This window comes from Streptomyces sp. NPDC093097, from assembly GCF_044754325.1.
Classification (GTDB): Bacteria; Actinomycetota; Actinomycetes; order Streptomycetales; family Streptomycetaceae; genus Streptomyces.
In genome coordinates this window covers 150,668-175,151 of sequence record NZ_JBIVOW010000020.1, presented here as the reverse complement: position 1 = coordinate 175,151, position 24,484 = coordinate 150,668, and the positions used below count along the sequence as shown (strand labels likewise).

At 72.1% G+C, this 24,484-nt stretch carries 14 protein-coding genes and 1 tRNA gene; 12 read left to right on the top strand and 3 right to left on the bottom strand.

Annotation, left to right across the window (positions count from 1 at the left end; genetic code table 11):
• Positions 1–156 precede the first annotated feature (156 nt).
• Both ACIQE0_RS29410 and ACIQE0_RS29405 read left to right on the top strand, forming a co-directional pair.
• Entirely contained in the window at positions 157–834 is a 678-nt protein-coding gene (locus tag ACIQE0_RS29410; protein ID WP_366331707.1) for a DegT/DnrJ/EryC1/StrS family aminotransferase, read from the top strand.
• Between the two features lie 59 nt (positions 835–893).
• Positions 894–966 (top strand) — tRNA-Thr (locus ACIQE0_RS29405).
• A 96-nt stretch (positions 967–1,062) separates the two neighbouring features.
• On the opposite strand, the gene ACIQE0_RS29400 is transcribed toward ACIQE0_RS29405, so the two are convergent.
• Positions 1,063–3,723 carry a SpoIIE family protein phosphatase gene (locus tag ACIQE0_RS29400; RefSeq protein WP_366331706.1) on the bottom strand — a complete coding sequence of 887 codons (2,661 nt, stop codon included), beginning with the start codon at positions 3,721–3,723 and terminating at the stop codon, positions 1,063–1,065.
• Positions 3,724–3,982: 259 nt separating this feature from the next.
• Here ACIQE0_RS29400 and ACIQE0_RS29395 point away from each other — a divergent pair, with 259 nt between their 5' ends.
• The 10 genes from ACIQE0_RS29395 to ACIQE0_RS29350 all read left to right on the top strand — a co-directional run bounded on the left by ACIQE0_RS29395 (position 3,983) and on the right by ACIQE0_RS29350 (position 18,785).
• Positions 3,983–9,478 (top strand): HAMP domain-containing protein, encoded by a 5,496-nt coding sequence (locus ACIQE0_RS29395; RefSeq protein ID WP_402337877.1) that lies wholly within the window; start codon positions 3,983–3,985, stop codon positions 9,476–9,478.
• A 267-nt stretch (positions 9,479–9,745) separates the two neighbouring features.
• On the top strand, positions 9,746–10,405 hold the full coding sequence (locus tag ACIQE0_RS29390; RefSeq protein ID WP_366331704.1) for a response regulator: 660 nt from the start codon (positions 9,746–9,748) through the stop codon (positions 10,403–10,405).
• 110 nt (positions 10,406–10,515) lie between these two features.
• Positions 10,516–13,299: a DNA translocase FtsK gene (locus tag ACIQE0_RS29385; protein ID WP_402337874.1), complete on the top strand. Its 2,784-nt coding sequence runs from the start codon at positions 10,516–10,518 to the stop codon at positions 13,297–13,299.
• Positions 13,300–13,520: 221 nt separating this feature from the next.
• The gene (locus ACIQE0_RS29380) at positions 13,521–14,357 is read left to right on the top strand and encodes a helix-turn-helix domain-containing protein (protein ID WP_384100063.1); all 837 of its coding nucleotides are present in this window, start codon (positions 13,521–13,523) and stop codon (positions 14,355–14,357) included.
• A gap of 105 nt (positions 14,358–14,462) precedes the next feature.
• On the top strand, positions 14,463–15,956 hold the full coding sequence (gene rimO / locus ACIQE0_RS29375; RefSeq protein WP_366331701.1) for a 30S ribosomal protein S12 methylthiotransferase RimO: 1,494 nt from the start codon (positions 14,463–14,465) through the stop codon (positions 15,954–15,956).
• Positions 15,953–16,603: a CDP-diacylglycerol--glycerol-3-phosphate 3-phosphatidyltransferase gene (pgsA, locus tag ACIQE0_RS29370; protein WP_366331700.1), complete on the top strand. Its 651-nt coding sequence runs from the start codon at positions 15,953–15,955 to the stop codon at positions 16,601–16,603. The genes rimO and pgsA overlap by 4 nt, the downstream gene beginning before the upstream one ends.
• Entirely contained in the window at positions 16,600–17,136 is a 537-nt protein-coding gene (locus ACIQE0_RS29365; RefSeq protein ID WP_402337869.1) for a CinA family protein, read from the top strand. The genes pgsA and ACIQE0_RS29365 overlap by 4 nt, the downstream gene beginning before the upstream one ends.
• 94 nt (positions 17,137–17,230) lie before the next feature.
• Entirely contained in the window at positions 17,231–17,614 is a 384-nt protein-coding gene (locus ACIQE0_RS29360; RefSeq protein WP_366331698.1) for a helix-turn-helix transcriptional regulator, read from the top strand.
• Between the two features lie 198 nt (positions 17,615–17,812).
• On the top strand, positions 17,813–18,283 hold the full coding sequence (locus ACIQE0_RS29355; protein WP_402337865.1) for a Dps family protein: 471 nt from the start codon (positions 17,813–17,815) through the stop codon (positions 18,281–18,283).
• A gap of 166 nt (positions 18,284–18,449) precedes the next feature.
• Positions 18,450–18,785, top strand: coding sequence for a hypothetical protein (locus ACIQE0_RS29350; RefSeq protein ID WP_366331696.1), 336 nt, complete (start codon positions 18,450–18,452; stop codon positions 18,783–18,785).
• Positions 18,786–18,802: 17 nt separating this feature from the next.
• Here ACIQE0_RS29350 and ACIQE0_RS29345 read toward each other — a convergent pair whose 3' ends face one another.
• Together ACIQE0_RS29345 and ACIQE0_RS29340 are read right to left on the bottom strand one after the other, a co-directional pair.
• Positions 18,803–19,624 (bottom strand): Fpg/Nei family DNA glycosylase, encoded by an 822-nt coding sequence (locus ACIQE0_RS29345; protein ID WP_402337862.1) that lies wholly within the window; start codon positions 19,622–19,624, stop codon positions 18,803–18,805.
• A gap of 70 nt (positions 19,625–19,694) precedes the next feature.
• On the bottom strand, positions 19,695–24,482 hold the full coding sequence (locus tag ACIQE0_RS29340) for an ATP-dependent helicase (protein ID WP_402337859.1): 4,788 nt from the start codon (positions 24,480–24,482) through the stop codon (positions 19,695–19,697).
• Between the last annotated feature and the right edge of the window lie 2 nt (positions 24,483–24,484).

Sequence of the window (24,484 nt, the reverse complement as noted above, 5' to 3'; positions counted from 1 at the left end):
AGGGGGGACCCTGTGGGAGAGTAGGACGCCGCCGAACTCCTTTTGATAAAGCTCCGGTTCTTGAACCTTCTGGTTCAGGAACCGGAGCTTTTTTGTTTCAGGCGTGGGGTGTTGGCCGTAACTTCACGTTCAACTGACCTGGACATGCTCCGCGGCATGGGGACAGTGGGAACGCTCAGGTCGGCCGGTGTCCGCGCTGGTGACGAGGTGGTGGTGCCGGCCTTCGGCAGTGCGGAAGTCGCCCAGGCGGTGGTGGAGTTGGGGGCGGTGCCGGTGTTCGCCGATGTGGATGCCGACAGCTACTGCCTGGACCCGGCCGCGGTGGCGGACGCGGTGACCCGTCAGACCGCGGCGGTGGTGGCGGTGCACCGGTTCGGACGGCCGGCGGACGTCACGTGGATCGGCGAAGTGGGCCAGCGCCATGGGCTGTTGGTGCTGGTCGAGGACGAGCCGGGGGCGCGGCCTGAGGAGGCCGGACTGCGGCGGGAGCACGCCAGATACCTGGACGGGCGGCTGAGTGGCGTACGGACGCCGGAGCCGGCGACCGGGCACCTCTACGAGAAGTACGTGGTGCGGGTGCCGGGGAACGGGCGGCCGGACCGGGACGCCTTCGCACGGGCCCTGCGGGCCAAGGGAGTTGCCTGCAGGGTGCCGGTGCAGACGCCGGTGTACCGGATACCCGGGCTGCGGCGGGACGTCTTTCTGCCGGAGACCGAACGGGCTGTTGACGAGACGCTGGCGCTGCCGCTGGACGGTGAGATGACGCGGCGTGAGGTCCAGCGGATGGCCAGTGCGTGCAATGCGCTGGGCGGATTGCTGCAGCCGGCTCTGTAGGCGGTGCGGGGCCGGTTCGGAATTCCCACGGAAGTGGGGTAGTATTTATCTCGTTGCCGGCCCCAATAGCTCAGTCGGCAGAGCGTCTCCATGGTAAGGAGAAGGTCTACGGTTCGATTCCGTATTGGGGCTCAGATAAGGGAAAGTCCCCCACCATTCGGTGGGGGACTTTTTCGTTGGGGTGGATCGGATGACGGGCGAAGCCCCCCGTCGAGTGGTCGACGGGGGCTAGGCGGCGGGGACTTCGGGGACGCGCAGGGCGAGGATCGCCATGTCGTCGGAGGCCGGTTCGGCGGCGAAGCGCTCCACGGCGCGCAGTACGCGGGCCGCGACCGCGCCGGCGGTGAGGCCCGTACACGTCGTCAGGACGTCGGTGAGGCCGTCGTCGCCGAGCATGCGGGTGCCCTCGCGGCGTTCGGTGACGCCGTCGGTGACGCACAGCAGGACGTCGCCCGGATCGAGGGTGATGGTCTGTTCGTAGAGTTCGAGGTCGTCCATGACGCCGAGCAGCGGCTGCGGTTCGGCGGCCGGTTCGACCGAGCCGTCCTGGCGGAGGCGGAGCGGGAGGGGATGGCCGGCGCAGACGACCTTCAGGAGGGCGCTGCCGTCGTCCTGGGGGCGGAGTTCGCCGTAGAGGAGTGTCAGGAAGCGGCTGCGGGCGCCCTCGTCGAGGATCGCGGCGTTCAGGCGCTCCAGGACGGCGGGGCCGCCGAAGCCCTCGCGGGCGAGCAGGCGGAGGGCGTGGCGGGCCAGGCCGGTGACCGCGGCGGCCTCCGGGCCCGTGCCGCAGACGTCGCCGATCGCGAAGCCGTAGGCGCCGTCGCGGATCGGGAAGAGGTCGTAGAAGTCGCCGCCGACCTCGTTGCCCTCGCCGGCCGCGCGGTAGATGACCTCGGCCTCGACACCGGGGATGTCGGGGAGTTCCGGGGGTAGCAGGCTGCGCTGGAGGGACTGGCTGATGGCGGTGCGCTCGCTGTAGAGGCGGGCGTTGTCCAGTGCGAGGGCGGCCCGGCGGGAGAGGTCCTCGGCGAGTTCGAGGATCTCCTGGCGGAAGTGCTCCTCGGTCGGCTTGCCGAGGGTGAGCATGCCGATGACGCGGTTGCGGGCGACGAGGGGGAGGACGACGGTCTCGCCGCCGACGGCCGAGGCGGTGGCGAGGGTGGCGCCGGGCCCCTTGGAGGGGCGGGCGGACTCCTCCAGGCCGAGGCTCCGTAGCGAGGTGCGCAGGGCCGCGTCATGGGCGGCGTCGGCGGGTGCGGTCCACACCCGGGCGCCGGGCGTGGGGTCGGGTTCTGGCGGATCGACCTTCCGCAGCAGGGTCTTGAGGCCGTCGATGCGGTCCTCGTCCTCGTGCAGGACGTAGGAGAGCTCCGGCTCGGAGGCCTGGTCGGCGACGGTGTAGACGGCGCACCAAGTGGCGAGGGTGGGGACCGTCATCTGGGCCATCAGGGCCAGCGTCTGGTCGCGGTCGAGGGTGCCGGCCAGGAGGTCGGAGGCCTCGACGAGGAAGGACAGCGAGCCGCGGCGGAGCTTCTCCAGCTCGGTCAGGCGGGCCCGTTCGACGGCGAGGGCGATGCGGTCGGCGGCGAACTGGAGGTGCAGGGCCTCTTCGTTGGTGTAGCGGGCGGGGCTCTCGGCGGCGACGCCGAGGGAGCCGGTGAGCCGTCCCTCGACCTTGAGCGGGACGGTGACGACCGAGCGCATGCCGGTGCCGGCGAGGAGCGGGACGGCGCCGGGGACGGCGGTGAGGTCCTCGTGGACGGCGGGCATCCGGGCGGAGCCGTAGCGGCCGGAGCCGGCCTCGACGGGGACGCGGGCGAACCGCTGGCGGGCGGAGGGCAGGCCGGTGGAGGCGCGGACCTCCAGCTCCGTCTCATCGTCGGTGGCCAGCAGGAGGTAGGCGGCGTCGCCGTCGAGCATGTCGCGGGCGCGTTCGACGGTGCGCTGGAGCAGGCCGTCGAGGTCGTCGGGGGCGGGGGAGCCGATGAAGACCTCGAAGGGGTCGGCGGGGCGGCCCTCGGACGGCTGGTTGCGGTCCGAGGCCGGGGTCCGCTGGGGGCTCTGGAGGATGGCTCGCTCATGGTCGCGGACCAGGAGGCAGACGGTGGACGCCTCGCCGTCGGCGTCGCGGACCCGCAGGTGGGAGGCGTAGACCGGGACGATCCGGCCGTCGGCTCCCCTTATGCCGTAGGAGCCCTCCCAACGGGAGAGCTGGAGGGCCTCGGCGATGCCGGTGCCGGTGCCGGGGGTGTGCGGCCAGGCGGCGAAGTCGGTGAGGGGTTTGCCGATGACCTGTTCGGGGTCGTAGCCGAAGAGGTCGGCGGCGTCCTCGTTCCAGAAGGTGACGCAGCCGCCGCGGTCGATCTGGACCACCGCGACCCGGACCCGGCTGTCGGCGACGGGCAGCGCGTCCACGGGGAGGGCGGGGCCGGCCGAGCGGGTGCCGGCCGGGCGCTCGGGGAGGTCGAGGTGGAACCAGACGTGCTTCTGGGCGGCGGTGTACTCCACGCCCCAGCGGGCGGCCAGGGCGCCGCACAGCAGCAGGCCGCGGCCGCCCTCGCGGTCGGGGTGGACCATGGCCTGGCCGGTGTTCTGGAGGGGGATCTCGCGCTCGGGGTAGCGGTCGGCGACGGAGATCCGGACACCGCCCTCGGTGCGCAGGCACAGCACGTCGGCGGCGGTGCCGGCGTGCACCACGGCGTTGGTGACCAGTTCGCTGGTGAGGACCACGGCGTCGTCGACGATGTCGGCGTGGCCCCAGCCCTGGAGGGTGTCGCGGACGAAGGCACGGGCAGTGGCGACCGAGCGCCCGACCGGCTCGAAGGTGGCGGCGGCCCGCGCGGTGATCACTGGTCTCCTCATGCGTGTGTCGGTGATCTGCTCCCCCATGGTCGCGGTGCCCCTCCGAATACCTGTCGTGCTCGCACCCGCCCGTGCGGGATGACCGGGGCGGATGGACAGCCGTATGCCAGGTTACTTACCTTCGGCGGGCCCGGGGATGCCGGTCACGTCTCTTTGGCCCCGATCGTGCATCGGGACGGTATGCGATGCTGCCGAACTGTTATGGCCTGGTTGAGCCATGGTGAAACACTGGGCAAGCATGAAGACAGAGCCCGGCAAGAACGGTCGACCCTGCGGGAGGGACACGGTGGAGTCTGGCGCAGCGGCGCGGGGCGCAAGCACGCGTGCGAAAGGCGGACGCTCCCGGAGTACGGGGACGACTGAGGTCGATACGGCTGCGTTGAATCGGCTGCTGGCGGCGCTCGTCGCCATGCGGGACGGGAACTTCCGCAAGCGGTTGACGGTTTCCGGCGAGGGCGTGATGTCGGAGATCGCGGCGGTCTTCAACGAGGTCGCCGACCGGAATCTCCACCTCACCGGCGAGCTGGCCCGGGTGCGCCGGGTCGTCGGCCGTGAGGGGAAGCTCACAGAACGGCTGGAGGCGGGGCCGGCCGAAGGCTCCTGGGCGGCGGCCATCGAGGCGTCCAACGCCCTGGTCGACGACCTGGTGCGGCCGGTCTCCGAGGTGGGGCGGGTGCTGTCCGCGGTCTCCGAGGGTGATCTGGAACAGCGGATGGACCTGCGCTCGCGGAGTTCGGACAGCTCTTCGGAGCATCCCCTGCGCGGTGAGTTCCTGAAGGTCGGGCGGACGGTCAACGGGCTGGTGGACCAGCTCTCCGCCTTCACCGACGAGGTCACGCGGGTGGCCAGCGAGGTCGGCACCGAGGGCAAGCTCGGTGGTCAGGCGCGGGTGCGCGGCATGTCGGGTTCGTGGAAGGACCTGACGGAGTCGGTCAACACCATGGCGTCCCGGTTGACCGCGCAGGTGCGGGACATCGCCTTGGTCACCACCGCCGTCGCCAAGGGCGATCTGTCACGGAAGGTGACCGTCCATGTCGCCGGCGAGATGCTGGAGTTGAAGAACACCGTCAACACGATGGTGGACCAGCTGTCCTCGTTCGCCTCCGAGGTGACCCGGGTCGCCCGCGAGGTCGGTACCGAGGGCGAGTTGGGCGGTCAGGCCAAGGTCCCCGGTGTGGCCGGGGTGTGGAAGGACCTGACTGATTCCGTCAATCTCATGGCGGGCAATCTGACCGCGCAGGTGCGCGGGATCGCCCAGGTCACCACCGCGGTCGCCAATGGCGACTTGTCGCAGAAGGTCACGGTCAGCGCCCGCGGTGAGGTGGCGCAGCTGGCCGACACGATCAACACCATGACGGAGACGCTGCGCACCTTCGCCGACGAGGTGACGCGGGTCGCGAACGAGGTCGGGGCGGAGGGCCAGCTCGGCGGGCAGGCGCAGGTGCCGGGCGCCGCCGGCACCTGGAAGGACCTCACCGACTCGGTCAACAACGCTTTCCGGAACCTGACCGGCCAGGTCCGGGACATCGCCCAGGTGACCACGGCGGTGGCCAACGGCGATCTGTCGCAGAAGGTCACCGTCGATGTGGCCGGCGAGATGCTTGAGTTGAAGAACACCGTCAACACCATGGTCGACCAGCTCTCCGCGTTCGGTTCCGAAGTGACGCGGGTGGCGCGGGAGATCGGTGTCGAGGGCGAGCTGGGCGGCCAGGCCGCGGTGCCGGGCGCCGCCGGCACATGGAAGGACCTGACCGACTCCGTCAACACCGCTTTCCGGAACCTGACCGGGCAGGTGCGCAACATCGCCCAGGTCACCACGGCGGTGGCCAATGGTGATCTGTCGCAGAAGGTCACGGTCGACGTCTCCGGCGAGATGCTCCAGCTGAAGAACACCGTGAACACCATGGTGGACCAGCTGTCGTCGTTCGCGGACCAGGTCACCCGCATGGCCAGGGACGTGGGCACGGAGGGCCGGCTGGGCGGTCAGGCGCGGGTGGACGGCGTCAGCGGCACCTGGAAGGAGTTGACCGATTCCGTCAACTTCATGGCGGGGAACCTCACTTCACAGGTGCGGCAGATCGCCCAGGTGACGACGGCGGTGGCGCGCGGCGACCTGTCGCAGAAGATCGACGTCGATGCGCGCGGCGAGATCCTGGAGCTCAAGAGCACCATCAACACGATGGTCGACCAGCTCTCCGCCTTCGCCGAGCAGGTGACCCGGGTGGCCCGCGAGGTGGGTACGGAGGGCCGGCTCGGCGGTCAGGCGCAGGTGCCGGGCGTGGCCGGCGTCTGGCGCGATCTGACCGACTCGGTGAACGGCATGGCCGGCAACCTCACCGCTCAGGTGCGCAACATCGCGCAGGTCGCGACGGCGGTGGCGCGCGGTGACCTCTCGCAGAAGATCGACGTGGACGCCCGCGGGGAGATCCTGGAGCTGAAGAACACCCTCAACACGATGGTGGACCAGCTCTCCTCGTTCGCCGAGGAGGTCACCCGGGTCGCCCGCGAGGTGGGCACCGAGGGCATCCTCGGCGGCCAGGCCGAGGTCCAGGGCGTCAGCGGGACGTGGAAGGACCTCACCCAGTCCGTCAACTTCATGGCGAACAACCTGACGTCGCAGGTGCGCAACATCGGCGAGGTGACCACCGCGGTGGCCCGCGGCGACCTGTCGAAGAAGATCACCGTCGACGCCAAGGGCGAGTTCCTGGAACTCGTCACGACCGTGAACACGATGGTCGACCAGCTCTCGCTGTTCGCGGAGCAGGTGACGCGGGTGGCGCGTGAGGTCGGTACGGAGGGTCAACTCGGCGGCCAGGCACGGGTTCCGGGCGTCACCGGCATCTGGAAGGACCTCAGCGACAACGTCAACCTGATGGCCAACAACCTGACCATCCAGGTGCGGAACATCTCGCAGGTCTCGGCGGCGGTCGCCAACGGCGACCTGACGAAGAAGGTGACGGTCGAGGCGCGCGGCGAGGTCGCGCAGCTCGCCGACACCGTCAACACCATGGTGACCACGCTGTCGTCGTTCGCCGACGAGGTGACCCGGGTGGCCCGTGAGGTGGGCACCGACGGCATCCTGGGCGGCCAGGCCCGCGTGCCCGGTGTCGCCGGCACGTGGAAGGACCTCACCGAGTCGGTGAACTCCATGGCCAACAACCTCACCGGCCAGGTCCGCAACATCGCCATGGTCACCACCGCCATCGCCAAGGGCGATCTGACCAAGAAGATCGACATCGATGCGCGGGGCGAGATCCTGGCGCTGAAGACCACCATCAACACGATGGTCGACCAGCTGTCCTCGTTCGCCGAGCAGGTCACCAGGGTGGCCCGCGAGGTGGGTACCGAAGGCCAGTTGGGCGGTCAGGCGCAGGTGCGCGGCGTGGCCGGCACCTGGAAGGACCTGACGGAGTCGGTGAACGAGATGGCCGGGAACCTCACCCGGCAGGTGCGCGCCATCGCCGCGGTCGCCGCCGCGGTGACCCTCGGCGATCACAACGTGCGCATCGACGTGGACGCGGCCGGCGAGATCCTGGAGCTCCAGGACAACATCAACACCATGATCTCCACGCTCCGGGAGACCACCCTCGCCAACGAGGAGCAGGACTGGCTCAAGGGCAACCTCGCCCGGATCTCCGGTCTGATGCAGGGCCGCCGCGATCTCAAGGACGTCGCCACCCTGATCATGAGCGAGCTGTCGCCCGCGGTCTCCGCGCAGCACGGCGCGTTCTTCCTCGCCGCACGCCCCGACGACCAGGAGGTCGGCTCGAAGGGCGACGGCGGGTACGAGCTGCGGCTGATGGGCTCGTACGGCTACTCCATGGGCGGGATGCCGACGACGTTCAAGCCGGGGGAGACGCTGATCGGGACGGCGGCCGAGGAGGGTCGCACCATCCTGGTGGAGAACGTGCCCTCCGGATACCTCAAGATCGCGTCGGGGCTGGGCGAGGCGCCGCCGGCCAACATCATCGTGCTGCCGGTCCTCTTCGAGGACAAGGTGCTCGGCGTGATCGAGCTGGCCTCCTTCCAGCCGTTCACCCAGATCCAGAAGGACTTCCTCAGCCAGATCGCCGAGATGATCGCGACCAGCGTCAACACCATCTCGGTGAACACCAAGACCGAGGTGCTGCTGGCGCAGTCGCAGGAGCTGACCGAGCAACTGCGCGAGCGGTCGGCGGAGTTGGAGAGCCGGCAGAAGGCGCTGGAGCTGTCCAACTCCGAGCTGGAGGAGAAGGCCGAGCAGCTGCGGCAGCAGAACCGCGACATCGAGGTGAAGAACACCGAGATCGAGGAGGCCCGGCAGGTCCTGGAGGAGCGCGCCGAGCAGCTCGCGGTCTCCATGCGCTACAAGTCGGAGTTCCTGGCGAACATGTCGCACGAGCTGCGGACGCCGCTGAACTCGCTGCTGATCCTCGCCAAGTTGCTGGCCGACAACGCCGAGGGGAACCTCTCCCCGAAGCAGGTGGAGTTCTCCGAGACCATCCACGGTGCCGGTTCCGACCTGCTCCAGCTGATCAACGACATCCTCGACCTGTCGAAGGTGGAGGCGGGCAAGATGGACGTCTCGCCGACCCGGATCGCGCTGGTCCAGCTCGTCGACTACGTCGAGGCGACGTTCCGGCCGCTGACCGCCGAGAAGGGGCTGGACTTCTCCGTCCGGGTCTCCCCGGAGCTGCCCGCGACGCTGCACACCGACGAGCAGCGGCTCCTCCAGGTGCTGCGCAACCTGCTGTCCAACGCGGTGAAGTTCACCGACAGCGGCGCCGTCGAGTTGGTGATCCGGCCGGCCGGGACGGACGTTCCGGTGGCCATCCGCGAGCAGTTGCTGGAGCACGGTTCGCTGCGCGATCCGGACGCCGAGATGATCGCCTTCTCGGTGACCGACACCGGCATCGGTATCGCGCCGAGCAAGATGCGGGTCATCTTCGAGGCGTTCAAGCAGGCGGACGGCACCACCAGCCGCAAGTACGGCGGCACCGGCCTGGGGCTGTCCATCAGCCGGGAGATCGCCCGCCTGCTGGGCGGTGAGATCCACGTCCAGAGCGAGCCCAACCGCGGCTCGACGTTCACCCTGTACCTGCCGCACAGCCCCGGCGGGCTGCCGCCGCAGGGCTATCCGCAACTGGTCGCCGGCGGGCTGGCGATGGACGCGGAGGCGCGCGAGACCGAGGGCGGGGTCCAGGACGGCCCGGCGCCGCTGCACGAGGCGGGGGCCGGCGGCAGTCTCAACCGGCGCCGGCGGCGGGCGGTCTCCGGCGGCGCACGGCGGTTGGCGCTGCCCGGCCGTCCGGTCTCCGGTGTGCCGCAGCCGCCGGTGTCGCCGGCCGCGCCGGTCGTCCCGCAGCCGGAGGAGTCCTGGCTCGGCAACGGACAGGACCTGGTCGCCCCGGGCTTCGAGGGCGGGTTCCGCGGCGAGAAGGTGCTGATCGTCGACGACGACATCCGCAACGTCTTCGCGCTCACCAGCGTCCTGGAGCAGCACGGCCTGTCGGTGCTGTACGCGGAGAACGGCCGCGAGGGCATCGAGGTGCTGGAGCAGCACGACGACATCGTGCTGGTGCTGATGGACATCATGATGCCGGAGATGGACGGTTACGCGACCACCGCGGCGATCCGGCGGATGCCGCAGTTCGCCGGGCTGCCCATCATCGCGCTGACCGCGAAGGCGATGAAGGGCGACCGGGAGAAGAGCATCGACTCGGGCGCCTCGGACTACGTGACCAAGCCGGTGGACACCGATCATCTGCTGTCGGTCATGGAGCACTGGATGCGCCAAAGGTGACGGGCCGTCCGATGGGCGTCCACTATGGATGCCGGAAGAGGATCATCGCGTGTTGACTCAGTGTGGCCGTGGACGTGTGGCGCCGCGGGATTCGGGGAACCTTCTCGTCTCTCGCTGCGTTTCCGCTACGTGCACAGTGACATCGCGGTGACAGGGTGTGGCGACAGGCGGGGTGCAGCTACCATGACCGGCACAAGGACGGGCGGCATGACGGAGTCGTCCCCTGGGGCGGCGTCCGGTTCCATGCCGGGGCGAGGAGGACGGGCCATGGTGCAGAAGGCCAAGATCCTCCTGGTCGATGACCGGCCGGAGAATCTGCTGGCGCTGGAGGCGATCCTCTCTGCGCTCGATCAGACACTGGTGCGGGCATCGTCCGGGGAGGAAGCGCTCAAAGCACTGCTCACCGACGACTTCGCGGTGATTCTGCTCGATGTGCAGATGCCGGGGATGGACGGCTTCGAGACCGCCGCGCACATCAAGCGGCGGGAGCGCACCCGGGACATCCCGATCATCTTCCTCACGGCGATCAACCACGGCCCGCACCACACCTTCCGCGGCTACGCGGCCGGTGCGGTCGACTACATCTCCAAGCCGTTCGACCCGTGGGTGCTGCGCGCCAAGGTCTCGGTCTTCGTCGATCTGTACATGAAGAACTGCCAACTGCGCGAGCAGGCCTCGCTGCTGAGGCTCCAGCTGGAGGGCGGCCGGCAGGGCGTCGGCGAGGTCAAGGAGTCGGCGGGGCTGCTGGCCGAGCTCTCCGCGCGGCTGGCCGCCGTCGAGGAGCAGGCCGAGGCGCTCTCCAAGCAGCTCGACGAGTCCGCGGACGCCGCGGCGGTGGCCACCGCCGCGCATCTGGAGCGCAAGCTGACCGGTCTGCGCCGGGCGCTGGACGCGCTGGAGCCCGGGGCCGGGGCGCCCACCGGCTGACGGTGCCCGCGGGGCCGCCTGACGGTCCTTCATGAGCCGGGCGTGCGACACGGATGGGTGAAGCGCCGTGCGCTCGTGCCGCGCACGCCTGCGCCTGTAATCTCGTCGGCATGGCCTCACGTACGTCCGGCAAGGGAACCCCACGCACGGCGGGCCCCTCGAAGCCGCGCGCCGGACAGTCCGGGGGCGCCGCGAAGAAGACCGCCGCCAAGAAGACGCCCGCGAACAGGCCGCCGGCCAAGAAGGCCGCGGCCGCGAAGCGGGCTCCGGCGAAGAAGGCGGCCGCCAAGAGGGCCGCGCCGCCACCGGCGCCGTCGCCGACCGGCGGCATCTACCGCCTCGCGCGCGCCTGCTGGCTCGGTGCCGCGCACACGCTCGGGGCGGTCTTCCGCGGCTTCGGACACGGCGCCAAGAATCTCCACCCCGCGCACCGCAAGGACGGGCTGGCGCTGCTGCTGCTCGGTGTGGCGCTGGTCGTCGCGGCGGGCACCTGGTCCAATCTCTCCGGTCCGGTCGGCAATCTCGTCGAGCTGCTGGTCACCGGTGCGTTCGGGCGGCTGGACCTGGTCGTGCCGATCCTGCTCGGCGGGATCGCGGTGCGGCTCATGCGGCACCCGGAGCGGCCGGAGGCCAACGGCCGGATCCTCATCGGGCTCTCGGCGCTGGTGGCCGGGGTGCTCGGGCAGGTGGCGATGGCCTGCGGGTCCCCTGGGCGGGGCGACGGGCTCGCCGCCATACAGGACGCCGGCGGCTATGTCGGCTGGGCGGTGTCCAAGCCGTTGATCTTCACCGTCGGGCAGACCCTGGCGGTGGCGCTGCTGGTGCTGCTGACCGTCTTCGGGCTGCTGGTGGTGACCGCGACGCCGGTGAACGCGATCCCGCAGCGGCTGCGGGCGCTGGGCGTCCGGCTGGGCCTACTGGAGCCCACGGACGGCGAGCACTACGAGGACGAGGCGGAGTACGCCGAGGACTGGCGTGAGCAGCCGGCCCGCAGGTCGCGGCGTGCCGCCCCCGAGGACGACGATCCGGACGCACTGGAGGAGGCCGCGCTGGCCAAGCGTCGGCGGCCCCGGGCGCAGGAGCGGCCGGCCGATCGGCCCATGGACGCGGTGGACGTCGCGGCCGCGGCCGCCGCCGCGCTGGACGGTGCGGTGCTGCACGGCGTCCAGCCCTCCCCGTTGGTCGCCGAGCTCAGCGGTGGCATCTCCGGGGAGCGGCGGGAGAGCGGGGCGGACACCGGGGCGGAGAGCGGTGCGGTGCCGCCGGCCCGGGACGCGGAGCCGCCGGCGGCCGCCAAGGCCAGGTCCAAGGCGCCGGCGCTGGACCTCACCAAGTCGTCGGTGCCGGACCTCACCAAGGCCGCGCCGGAGCCGGCCGGCGACCTGCCGCCGCGTGCCGAACAGCTCCAGCTCGCCGGCGACATCACCTACGCGCTGCCCTCGCTGGACCTGCTCACCCGCGGCGGGCCGGGGAAGTCCCGCAGCGCCGCCAACGACGCCATAGTGGAGGCGCTGACCAACGTCTTCACCGAGTTCAAGGTCGATGCCAAGGTCACCGGTTTCACCCGCGGCCCGACGGTCACCCGTTACGAGGTCGCGCTCGGCCCCGCGGTGAAGGTCGAGAAGATCACGGCCCTGGCCAAGAACATCGCGTACGCCGTGGCCTCCCCGGACGTGCGGATCATCTCGCCGATCCCGGGCAAGTCGGCGGTCGGCATCGAGATCCCGAACACCGACCGGGAGATGGTCAACGTCGGCGACGTGCTGCGCCTCGCGGACGCCGCCGAGGACGACCATCCGATGCTGGTCGCGCTCGGCAAGGACGTCGAGGGCGGCTATGTGATGGCGAACATCGCGAAGATGCCGCATGTGCTCGTCGCCGGTGCGACCGGTTCGGGCAAGTCGTCGTGCATCAACTGCCTGATCACGTCGATCATGGTGCGGGCCACTCCCGAGGACGTCCGCATGGTGCTCGTCGACCCCAAGCGCGTGGAGCTGACCGCGTACGAGGGCATCCCGCACCTGATCACGCCGATCATCACCAACCCCAAGCGGGCCGCCGAGGCGCTCCAATGGGTGGTGCGGGAGATGGACCTGCGCTACGACGACCTCGCGGCGTTCGGCTACCGGCACATCGACGACTTCAACGAGGCCGTCCGCTCCGGCAAGCTGAAGACCCCCGCGGGCAGCGAGCGGGAGCTGACGCCGTACCCGTATCTGCTGGTGATCGTGGACGAGCTGGCGGACCTGATGATGGTCGCGCCGCGGGACGTCGAGGACGCCATCGTCCGCATCACGCAGCTGGCCCGCGCGGCCGGCATCCACCTGGTGCTGGCGACCCAGCGGCCGTCGGTGGACGTCGTCACCGGTCTGATCAAGGCCAATGTGCCGTCCCGGCTGGCGTTCGCGACCTCCTCGCTGGCCGACAGCCGGGTCATCCTCGACCAGCCCGGTGCCGAGAAGCTGATCGGCAAGGGCGACGGGCTGTTCCTGCCGATGGGCGCCAACAAGCCGGTCCGGATGCAGGGCGCGTTCGTCACCGAGGCGGAGGTGGCCGCGGTCGTCCAGCACTGCAAGGACCAGATGGCGCCCGTCTTCCGGGACGACGTCACCGTCGGCACCGCCAAGAAGAAGGAGATCGACGAGGACATCGGCGACGATCTCGACCTGCTGTGCCAGGCGGCCGAGCTCGTGGTGTCCACCCAGTTCGGGTCGACGTCGATGCTCCAGCGCAAGCTGCGGGTCGGGTTCGCCAAGGCCGGGCGGCTGATGGACCTGATGGAGTCGCGGAACGTCGTCGGGCCGAGCGAGGGCTCCAAGGCGCGCGATGTGCTGGTGAAGCCGGACGAGCTGGACGGAGTGCTGGCGGTCATCCGTGGGGAGGCTCCTCAGTAGCAGGCCCTCGCGGGGGATCTCGTCCGTGCGCGGGGGCAACCGTTTCCCTTGTCCGTACGTCAAGTTGAGGGCGGGGCGGGCCGTTGCGGCCGCCGTCCCCGGGGCAGCGCAGCGGGGCGTTCTGATGGCGTACAAACCCCGCTCTCCCACTTGCCCGACCCTTTCGCAACACCCCTAGACTGAACTTCCAGCAGGTGGCTACACGCTCGAAAGGCGCCCCCGTGTCCATCGGCAACTCCCCCAACTCCCCCGAAGAGGACCGGTCTTCCGCCGGTCCTGACCGGCCATCGGTCGGCCGAACCCTCCAGCAGGCCCGCATCGGCGCGGGACTGACCGTCGAAGAGGTCAGTACGGCGACGCGGGTGCGGATTCCGATCGTGCACGCGATCGAGCAGGACGACTTCTCGCGCTGCGGCGGCGACGTCTATGCGCGCGGACACATCAGAACGCTCGCCCGTGCCGTCTCTCTCGACCCCCGACCCCTGATCGAACGCTATGACGCCGACCGCGGCGGCCGGCCCGCCCCGACCGTCGCCGCCCCGCTCTTCGAGGCCGAGCGGATCCGGTCGGAACCGCGCCGCCCCAACTGGACCGCCGCGATGGTCGCGGCGATCGTGGTCGTCGTCGGCTTCGTCGGCTTCACGTTCCTCAGCGGCGGCGGCAGGCACGAGGCCGGTCCCGTCGCCACGGACACCGCCAAGGCCGACAAGCCGGGCCCGGCGTCCAGCACTATCCACCCCCGGGCGCCCCAGCCCAAGCCGGCCCCCTCCGAGAGCGCCATCGCCGGTCTGCCCAAGGACAAGGTCACGATCAAGGTGACCGCCAAGGACGGGCAAAGCTGGCTCTCCGCCAAGGACGCCAACGGAAAACTCCTGCAGGACGGGCTGCTCCGGCAGGGGGAGTCGAAGACGTTCACCGACAAGAAGCGGATCGACCTCGTCGTCGGCAACGCCGGGGCCGTACAGCTGTACGTCAACGGCAAGGAGGTCAAGAAGGTCGGCAACGAGGGCTCCGTGGAGCGGCTGAGCTATACGCCGGGAGACCCGCAGGCGGGCTGAGGACCGTCGCCGACAGATCTCCGCAGCCCGCCCCGAAGCGTCTCGGGACGGGCTGCGGAGACCTGCGCGCCATGGGGGTGTCCGGGACGAAGTAGGCTGAGCACCATGCCCGAACGCCGTACCGTCGCCCTTGTCACCCTTGGCTGCGCCCGTAACGAGGTGGACTCGGAGGAGCTCGCAGGCCGCCTGGCAGCGGACGGCTGGCAGCTCGTCGAGGACGCTGCCGACGCGGATGTGGCCGTCGTCAACACCTGCGGTTTCGTCGAGGCCGCCAAGAAGGACTCCGTCGACGCCCTGCTGGAAGCCAACGATCTGAAGGATCACGGCCGGACCCAGGCCGTGGTGGCCGTCGGCTGCATGGCCGAGCGCTACGGCAAGGAGCTCGCCGAGGCGCTGCCCGAGGCGGACGGGGTGCTCGGCTTCGACGACTACTCCGACATCTCCGACCGGCTCCAGACCATCCTCAGCGGCGGCATCCACGCCGCGCACACCCCGCGCGACCGCCGCAAGCTGCTGCCGATCAGCCCGGCCGAGCGGCAGGACGCCGCCGGGGTCGCGCTGCCCGGTCACGCCCAGGAGCCGGTGGCCCCGCCCCAGGACCTGCCCGACGGGCTCGCGCCGGCCTCCGGGCCGCGGGCGCCGCTCCGCCGCCGGCTGGGCAGCGAGCCGGTCGCCTCGGTGAAGCTGGCCTCGGGGTGCGACCGCCGCTGCTCCTTCTGCGCCATCCCGTCGTTCCGCGGGTCGTTCATCTCCCGCCGGCCCTCCGACGTGCTGTCCGAGACGCGCTGGCTGGCCGAGCAGGGTGTCAAGGAGGTCATGCTGGTCTCCGAGAACAACACCTCCTACGGCAAGGACCTGGGCGACATCAGATTGCTGGAGACGCTGCTGCCGGAGCTGGCCGCGGTCGACGGCATCGAGCGGATCCGGGTCAGCTACCTCCAGCCCGCCGAGATGCGGCCGGGCCTGATCGACGTGCTGACCGGCACCGACAAGGTGGCCCCGTACTTCGACCTGTCCTTCCAGCACTCGGCGCCCGGGGTGCTGCGCGCGATGCGGCGCTTCGGCGACACCGACCGCTTCCTGGAACTGCTGGAGACGATCCGCACCAAGGCACCGCAGGCCGGCGCCCGCTCCAACTTCATCGTCGGCTTCCCCGGCGAGTCCGAGGCCGACCTGGCCGAACTGGAGCGGTTCCTGAGCGAGGCCCGGCTGGATGCCATCGGCGTCTTCGGCTACTCCGACGAGGACGGCACCGAGGCCGCCGGCTACGAGGACAAGGTCGACCCGGAGGTGGTCGCCGAGCGGCTGGCGCGGGTCTCCCGGCTGGCCGAGGAGCTGACCGCGCAGCGGGCGGCGGAGCGGGTCGGGGAGACGGTCCGGGTGCTGGTGGACCGGATCGACGACGAGGACGACGGGGTCGTCGGGCGGGCCGCGCACCAGGCGCCGGAGACCGACGGGGTCACGCTGCTCACGAACGGCCAGGACCTGCGCCCCGGTCGTATGGTCGAAGCAAAGGTGGTCGCGAGCGAGGGCGTGGACCTCGTGGCGGAGGTGCTGTCGGTGGACGGTACGGGCTGTACCGAGGAGGCGGGCAGATGAGCGGAGCCTCGGCTTCCGCCGCCGGGGGGCCGCGCACCGCGCCGGCCGTCCGGCAGGCCGGGCTGTGGAACATCGCCAACGTCCTGACGATGCTGCGGCTGCTGCTGGTCCCGGCGTTCGTCCTGCTGCTGATGCACGACGGCGGGACGAGCCCCGCCTGGCGGGCCTTCGCCTGGGCGGCCTTCGCCGTCGCCATGATCACCGATGTCTTCGACGGGCATCTGGCGCGCACGTACAACCTGGTCACCGACTTCGGCAAGATCGCGGACCCGATCGCGGACAAGGCGATCATGGGGGCCGCGCTGATCTGTCTGTCGTTGCTGGGGGACCTCTCCTGGTGGGTCACGGGGGTGATCCTCTTCCGGGAGCTGGGCATCACGCTCATGCGGTTCTGGGTGATCAAGCACGGAGTGATTCCGGCCAGTCGGGGCGGCAAGATCAAGACATTGGCGCAGGGCACCGCGGTCGGGATGTACGTCCTGGTGCTGACCGGGCCGCTGGCCACCTTCCGGTGGTGGGTGATGGCGGTGGCAGTGGTGCTGACCGTGGCGACCGGGCTCGACTACGTCCGGCAGGCCGTGGTGCTGCGCCGGGCCGGGCTGGCCCGGGAGCGCGCCGCGCGGGCCGAGAAGGACGAGGTCCGGTGAGCGCGCCGGGTTCTGCGGCGGCCGGGGCCCTGGAGGTGCTCGCGGCGCGGCGGCAGAGCCTGGCGGTGGCCGAGTCGCTCACGGGCGGGCTGGTCGTGGGTGAGCTGACCGGCGTCCCCGGGGCGTCACGGGTGGTGCGCGGCGCGGTCACGGCGTACGCCACCGACGTCAAGCGGGACCTGCTGGGTGTGGACGGTGCGCTGCTGGCCGACCGCGGGGCGGTGGACGGGGAGGTCGCGCGGCAGATGGCCCGCGGGGTGCGGCGGGTGCTGGACGCCGACTGGGGCATCGCCACCACCGGTGTCGCCGGGCCCGAGCCGCAGGACGGGCAGCCGGTGGGCACCGTCTACGTCGCCGTCCAGGGACCGGACGGCGAGGAACAGATACGACGGCTGGCGCTGACGGGGGATCGTGACCGGATCCGCCGGGACAGTGTCGATGCCGTGCTCGCACTGCTGTTGAGCGAACTCACCGAAAATGTGCGGGCACAGGATACGGAACAACACGGGGGGAATGGATGTTTGCAGCCCTGAGTGAACACGTACTCGCTCCCGGCACGGCTACGGCCCGAGGCGGTACGGTGGGGCGAGAAGGATCCGCATCCGAGGTCCGAGGAGGGAGCCAGCGATGATTCTGCTTCGTCGCCTGCTGGGTGACGTGCTGCGCCGACAGCGTCAGCGCCAAGGCCGCACCCTGCGCGAGGTCTCGTCCTCCGCCCGGGTGTCGCTCGGCTACTTGTCCGAGGTCGAGAGGGGCCAGAAGGAGGCGTCCTCAGAGCTGCTCTCGGCGATCTGCGACGCGCTGGATGTGCGCATGTCCGAACTGATGCGGGAGGTCAGCGACGAGCTGGCGCTCGCGGAGCTGGCCGCGTCCGCGGCCGCGACCGACACGGTGCCGGCACCGGTGCGGCCGAAGCTCAATTCGGTCTCCGTGGCGTCCCTGGCCGGTATGCCGGAGGAGCGCGTGACCATCAAGTCCCCGGCCGACGTCGTGGATGTCGTCGCGGCCTGACACCGCGGTACGCAGGCAGAGCCGGAAGCCCCGGCGGGCAGGAGCCCGCCGGGGCTTCCGCCGTTTCCCGTGCGGCGCCGGGGCCGGTGCCCGGCCGGACCGCTGGGCTGCTCGCAGCGGGGTCCCGGCCCGTACCATGGGGCTGAATCGTAGTAATTGCCCGAAAGTTCTGGAATGCGCCTGAGAGGGAGTATCTGCATGTCTGTGGTTACGAGCCCGCTGTCCGATGAAGCCCGTTCCGTCGTCGGCAACGCCCTCCAGGGCGCCCTGGTCGACTTGGTGGACCTCTCGCTGATCGCCAAGCAGGTGCACTGGAACGTCGTCGGTCCGCGCTTCCGCTCCGTCCATCTCCAGCTCGACGAGGTCGTCGCCGTCGCGCGGCAGCACGCCGACACGGTGGCCGAGCGGGCCTCGGCGATCGGGGTCACGCCGGACGGCCGCTCCGGGACGGTCGCCAAGACCAGCGGTATCCGCGAGGCCCCGGACGGCTGGGTCAAGGACGGGGACGTCGTCCGGACGATGGTGGACGCGCTCGCCGCGGTCATCGGACGGATGCGGGAGCGGATCGCCGCCACCGACGAGCCGGACCCGGTCAGCCAGGACATCCTCATCGGTCTCACCGCCGACCTGGAGAAGGAACACTGGATGTTCCAGGCCGAGGCCCACTGATCGCCTCGCGGTGTCCGCGGACCGTTTTCTGCGGACCGGTGACCGGTCGCTGACCGGGGTCCGTCACCCGGGTTCTGTGGGGTGTGCCTTGCGCGCTGGGCGTGCGCCGGTGCGCCCCTGCCGCGGGGCGGCGGGCCCGGTCTAGCGTCGGCCCGAGGAGGCAGGCATGGCGAGGCGGGCGAGAACCGTGCCGGTGCGAGGGATATCCGCGGCGCTCGTCGGGGCGCTGTGGTGGTGGGCGGTGTGCCGGCTGACCCTGTGGCCGGGGACGGCGGGGCCGGTGGAGGCGGTGGTCGCGGCGGGCGGCTGGGGGCTGAGCCTGCTGCCGGTGCACTGCGTTCCGTGGGCCGGGCGGCGCGAGGTGCCGGAGGGGGCGGAGTGCGGCGGTGCGGTGGCGGCCGTCGAGGCGCGGGTCTCCGGGGTGTGGCGAGCGTGCCGGGGGACCAGGGCGGGGCGGTGGGCCGAGGCGTGGTGGCGGCGGTGTTCGGGCGGGCGGGAGTGACGGGGGGAAGCGGGGCGTCAGCGCGTGGGCGGGGTCGGTGGTTCGGCGGGCGGTGGGGACGGCTGGCAGGTGGGGCACCAGTAGGTGACGCGTTCCTCGGCGGTGGGGCCCTGGTCGGCTGTCCGGACGGGCGTGCCGCAGCGCAGGCAGGGGCGGCCGGCGCGGCCGTAGACCCACAGCCTGCGGTCGCTGCGGGCGCTGGAGGTCGTGACCCGGGTCGGGCGGTGCCTGTTGGCCTCCAGGAGCTTTCTGGCGAGGGCCGGGGCGCGCTCGGGGGTGGTGAGGCGGTCGACCGGGAGCCAGGGGGAGGCGCCGAGCAGGAAGCACAGCTCGGACTTGTAGACATTGCCGATGCCGGCGAGGTTCCGCTGATCGAGCAGCGCCTCGCCGAGCGGGCGGTCGGGGACGGCGAGCAGCCGGCGCAGCGCCTCGGCCGGGTCCCAGTCCGGGCCGAGCGGGTCGGGGCCGAGGTGGCCGACCACCCGGGACTCGTCGGCGGTGCGCAGCAGTTCCAGGACCGGGAGGCGGTAGCCGACGGCGGTGTGCGCGGCGGTGCCCAGGACCGCCCGGATCTGGTGGGCGGGGCCGCCGCGCCAGCGTTCGGTCGGGGCGTAGAGCTTCCAGGTGCCGTCCATCCGCAGAGGGGAGTGGAGGGTGAGGCCGCCTTCGAAGCGGGTGAGCAGATGCTTGCCGCGGGGCACCACCGCCAGCACCTCACGGCCGGTCAGGTCCACCGTCGCGAGGCGGGGGACGCGCAGGTCGCAGCGGGTCAGCGGGCTGCCGGCCAGCGCGTGGTGGAGGCGGTGCGCCAGCTGCCAGACGGTGTCGCCTTCGGGCATGGGGCCATCATGCACCGCCGGGCGGCGGGCGCGGCGGCCCGCCTCCGGGCCGGTGCCGCTCGCCGGGGGATCAGCCGCGCAGGCGCAGCCCCCGGGGTGTCGGGTGGAAGCCCGCGGCCTCCAGAACCGGGCCGTAGGGGGAGGTGAGGGCGGCGGTGCCGTTGATGCGCTCGGTGGTGAGGGTGCCGACGGCGCCGGCGCGGGCCGCTTCGGTGAGGGCGTCGACGGCGGAGCGCAGGCGGGGGTCGCTGGCGGCCTCGGCCGGGTCGGTGCTCAGCGGCCACATCAGCAGGGTCTTGCCGCCGCGCTCCAGATAGAGCGCCAGCTCGCCGTCGACCAGGACGACCAGGGAGCCGGCCTTGCGGCCCGGCTTGTGGGTGGCTCCCTCGGGCGGCTCCGGCCAGGGCAGGGCGGAGCCGTAGGCGTTGGCCGGGTCGGCGGCGGCGAGGACCAAGGCGCGCGGCCCGCCGCCGCGGCGGGGCTGCCCCGGGCCGCCGTCCGGGAACGGGGCGTCGGTGCCACGCTCCCGCTGGGTGCTGATCGCCCGCAGCCGGTCGACCGCGCCGTCCATCGCGAACTGGGCCGCGCCCAGGCCCTCGACGACATAGCCGCGGCGGGCCTGCCCGGATTCCTCGAAGGCGGACAGGACGCGGTACGCGGCGGAGAAGCCGCCGGCGACCCCTTCGGCGGCGACCGCGCCGCGGGTGACGATGCCGTGCCGGTCGAGGAGGGTGCGGGCCAGGGCGTGGGCGCGGTGGGTGGGATCCGGCTCGGGGGCGGGCAGCAGGGACCAGCGGCCGCCGACCGTCGGCGGGCCGGAGCGGGAGGCGGTGGGGCGCGCGGCCGCGGTCAGCGAGCCGTAGCGGCCGCGGGGGACGGCGCGGCGGGCGCGATGGGCCGTGGAGCCCGCCGTGCGGCCCGAGCCGAGCAGGGCGCGCAGCGGGGCGAGGGTGTCGTTGGTGAGCCGCCCGGACCAGGCCAGGTCCCACAGGGCGTCGGCCAGTTGCGGATCGGTGGCGTCGGGGTGCGTGGTGGCGCGGACCTGGTCGGCGATCTGGCGGAAGAACAGGCCGTAACCGGGGGCGAGGGCGGTGAGCACCGACTCGTGGAGCGCGGACAGCTCCAGGGGCAGCGGGGGCGGGAGCAACAGGGGCGCGGTGTCGGCGAGATGGAGGGAGAGCCAGCCGTCCTTGCCGGGCAGTGCGCCGGCTCCGGCCCACAACACCTCGCCGGTGGCGGTGAGTTCGTCCAGCAGGGCGGGGGTGTAGCCGCTGACCCGGGACGGCAGGATCAGCTTCTCCAGGGCGGAGGCCGGCACCGGCGCCCCCTGGAGCTGCTCGACGGCGCGGACCAGGCCGTCGATGCCGCGCAGTCCGGACGAGGTGGGCGGTGCGGGCGCCCCGGAGGCGGGGGCCGGGCGGGGGGCGCCGACGTGCTGCCACTGGGGGAGGAAGGCGGCCAGCGCGGCGGGCGGCACCGGCTCCAACTCCTCGCGCAGCGCGGCCAGCGAGCGGCGGCGCAGCCGGCGGAGCACCTGGGCGTCGCACCATTCCTGGCCGATGCCGTGGAGGGGGGCAGCGCTTTGCGCTTCCAGGGAAGGGGCGGGGTGGGCGACGGGTGGGCGGAACTCGCCCTGGACCAGGCGGCCGGTGGCGGCCAGGCGGTGCAGTGCGCCGTCGGTGACGGCGGTGCCCAGGCCGAAACGGGCCGCCGCCTGCTCGGACGTGAACGGGCCGTGGGTGCGGGCGAAACGGGAGAGCAGATCGCCCAGCGGGTCCTTGACCGGCTCGGTGAACGACTCGGGGACGCCCACCGGGAGCGCGGTGCCCAGGGCGTCCCGGAGCCGGCCGGCGTCCTCGACGGCGGCCCAGTGCTCGGCGCCGGCGATCCGCACCCGGATGGCGCGCCGGGCCGCGGCCAGCTCCATGGGCCAGGCCGGCTCCGCGCCGCGCTCGGCCAACTCGGCGTCGGTCAGCGGCCCCAGCAGCCGCAGCAGGTCGGCGACGCCCTCGACGTCCTTGGCGCGGCGGTCGTCGGTACGCCACTGGAGCTCGCGCTCCAGCTCCGCCAGCACCTCGGCGTCCAGCAGCTCGCGCAGCTCGGCCCGGCCCAGCAGCTCGGCCAGCAGCCGGGAATCCAGGGACAGTGCGGCGGCGCGGCGCTCGGCCAGCGGGGAGTCGCCCTCGTAGAGGAACTGGGCGACATAGCCGAAGAGCAGCGAGCGGGCGAACGGGGACGGCTCGGGGGTGGTGACCTCCACCAGGCGGACCCGGCGCGCCTCGATGTCGCCCATCAGCTCCGTCAGGCCCGGGACGTCGAAGACGTCCTGGAGGCATTCGCGGACCGCCTCCAGCACGATCGGGAACGACCCGAACTCGCTGGCCACCTGGAGGAGTTGGGCGGCGCGCTGACGCTGCTGCCACAGCGGGGTGCGCTTGCCGGGGCTGCGGCGCGGCAGCAGCAGGGCGCGCGCCGCGCACTCCCGGAAGCGGGAGGCGAACAGCGCGGAGCCGCCGACCTGGTCGGTGACGAGCTGGTCGACGTCGCCGTGGTCGAACACCACGTCGGCGGCGCCCACCGGGGACTGCTCGGGGTCGAACGCGGCGCCGTCTGCGGTGCCGAAGCCGTCGCCGTCGTCGAGGAGATCCAGGCCCATCAGGTCGGCGTCCGGCAGCCGCAGCACGATGCCGTCGTCGGCGTGCATCACCTGGGCGTCCAGGCCGTAGCGCTCGGTGAGCCGGGCGCCCAGGGCCAGCGCCCAGGGGGCGTGCACCTGCGCGCCGAAGGGGGAGTGGATGACGACCCGCCAGTCGCCCAGCTCGTCCCGGAAGCGCTCGACGACGATGGTGCGGTCGTCCGGGACGTGGCCGCAGGACTGGCGCTGCTCGGTGAGATAGCCCAGGACGTTGGCGACCGCCCAGTCGTCCAGCCCGGCGGCGGAGAGGCGGGCCGTGGCGTCCTCTGGGGGCAGCGAGCCGATCTCCCGGAGGAACGCGCCCAGCGCACGGCCCAGTTCGAGCGGGCGGCCGAGTTGGTCGCCCTTCCAGAACGGCAGCCGGCCGGGCACCCCGGGGGCGGGGGTGACCAGGACCCGGTCGCGGGTGATGTCCTCGATCCGCCAGGATGTCGTGCCGAGCGTGAAGACGTCGCCGACGCGGGACTCGTAGACCATCTCCTCGTCCAGCTCGCCCACCCGGCGCCCACCGCCCTTGCCGGAGCTCTCGCCGGCCAGGAAGACGCCGAACAGGCCGCGGTCGGGGATCGTGCCGCCGGAGGTGACGGCCAGCCGCTGGGCACCGGGGCGGCCGGTGACGGTCTGCGCGACGCGGTCCCACACCAGGCGCGGGCGCAGCTCGGCGAAGGCGTCGGACGGATAGCGGCCGGCGAGCATGTCCAGCACGGCGGTGAACGCGGACTCCGGGAGCGCGGCGAAGGGGGCCGCCCGGCGGACCACGGCCAGCAGCTCCTGGACGTCCCAGGTGTCCATCGCGGCCATCGCGACCACCTGCTGGGCCAGTACGTCCAGCGGATTGGCCGGCACCCGCAGCGCCTCGATGGCGCCGGACCGCATCCGCTCGGTGACCACCGCCGCCTGCACCAGATCGCCGCGGTACTTGGGGAAGACGATGCCCTTGGACACCGCGCCGACCTGGTGGCCGGCCCGGCCCACCCGCTGGAGGCCGGAGGCCACCGACGGCGGCGACTCCACCTGGACGACCAGATCGACCGCGCCCATGTCGATGCCCAGCTCCAGACTGGACGTGGCGACCACGGCCGGCAGCCGCCCGGCCTTGAGGTCCTCCTCCACCAGGGCGCGCTGCTCCTTGGAGACCGAGCCGTGGTGGGCGCGGGCCAGCAGCGGCGGTGCGCCCTTGGCGGCGCCGGACTCGGCCATCAGCTCGGCGGGGGAGTGGTGCTCGGGCAGCGGCTCCCCGACCGTGCGCTCGTAGGCGATCTCGTTGAGGCGGTTGCACAGCCGCTCCGCGAGGCGGCGGGAGTTGGCGAAGACGATCGTGGAGCGGTGGGCCTGGACGAGATCGGCGATCTTCTCCTCGACCTGCGGCCAGATGGACGGCTTCTCGCCGGTCTCGCCCTCCTGGACGGGCGCGCCGCCCAACTCGCCCATGTCCTCGACCGGCACGACCACCGAGAGGTCGAACCGCTTGCCCGACGGCGGCTGGACGATCTCGACCCGGCGCCGCGGCGACAGATAGCGGGCCACCTCCTCCACCGGGCGGACCGTCGCGGACAGCCCGATGCGGCGTGCCGGGCGATCCAGGAGCTCGTCCAGCCGCTCCAGGGACAGCGCCAGGTGGGCGCCGCGCTTGGTGCCGGCGACCGCGTGCACCTCGTCCAGGATGACCGTCTCGACGCCGGCCAGTGCCTCCCGGGCCGCGGACGTCAGCATCAGGAACAGCGACTCGGGGGTGGTGATCAAGATGTCCGGCGGGCGGGTGGCCAGCGCGCGGCGCTCGGCGGCCGGGGTGTCACCGGAGCGGATGCCGACCTGGACGTCCGGCTCCGGCAGCCCCCGGCGGATCGACTCCTGCCGGATGCCGGTCAGCGGGCTGCGCAGATTCCGCTCCACGTCGACGGCGAGGGCCTTCAGCGGCGAGACGTACAGCACCCGGCAGCGCTTCTTCGGCTCGGCGGGCGGCGGGGCGCTCGCCAGCGCGTCCAGCGACGCCAGGAACGCGGCCAGCGTCTTGCCGGAGCCCGTCGGCGCCACCACCAGGACGTCGGAGCCCTCGCCGATGGCCCGCCAGGCGCCCTCCTGCGCGGCGGTGGGCGCGTCGAACGCCCCGGCGAACCAGCCGCGGGTCGCGGGTGAGAACGATGCGAGCGCTGCCTGGGTCATGC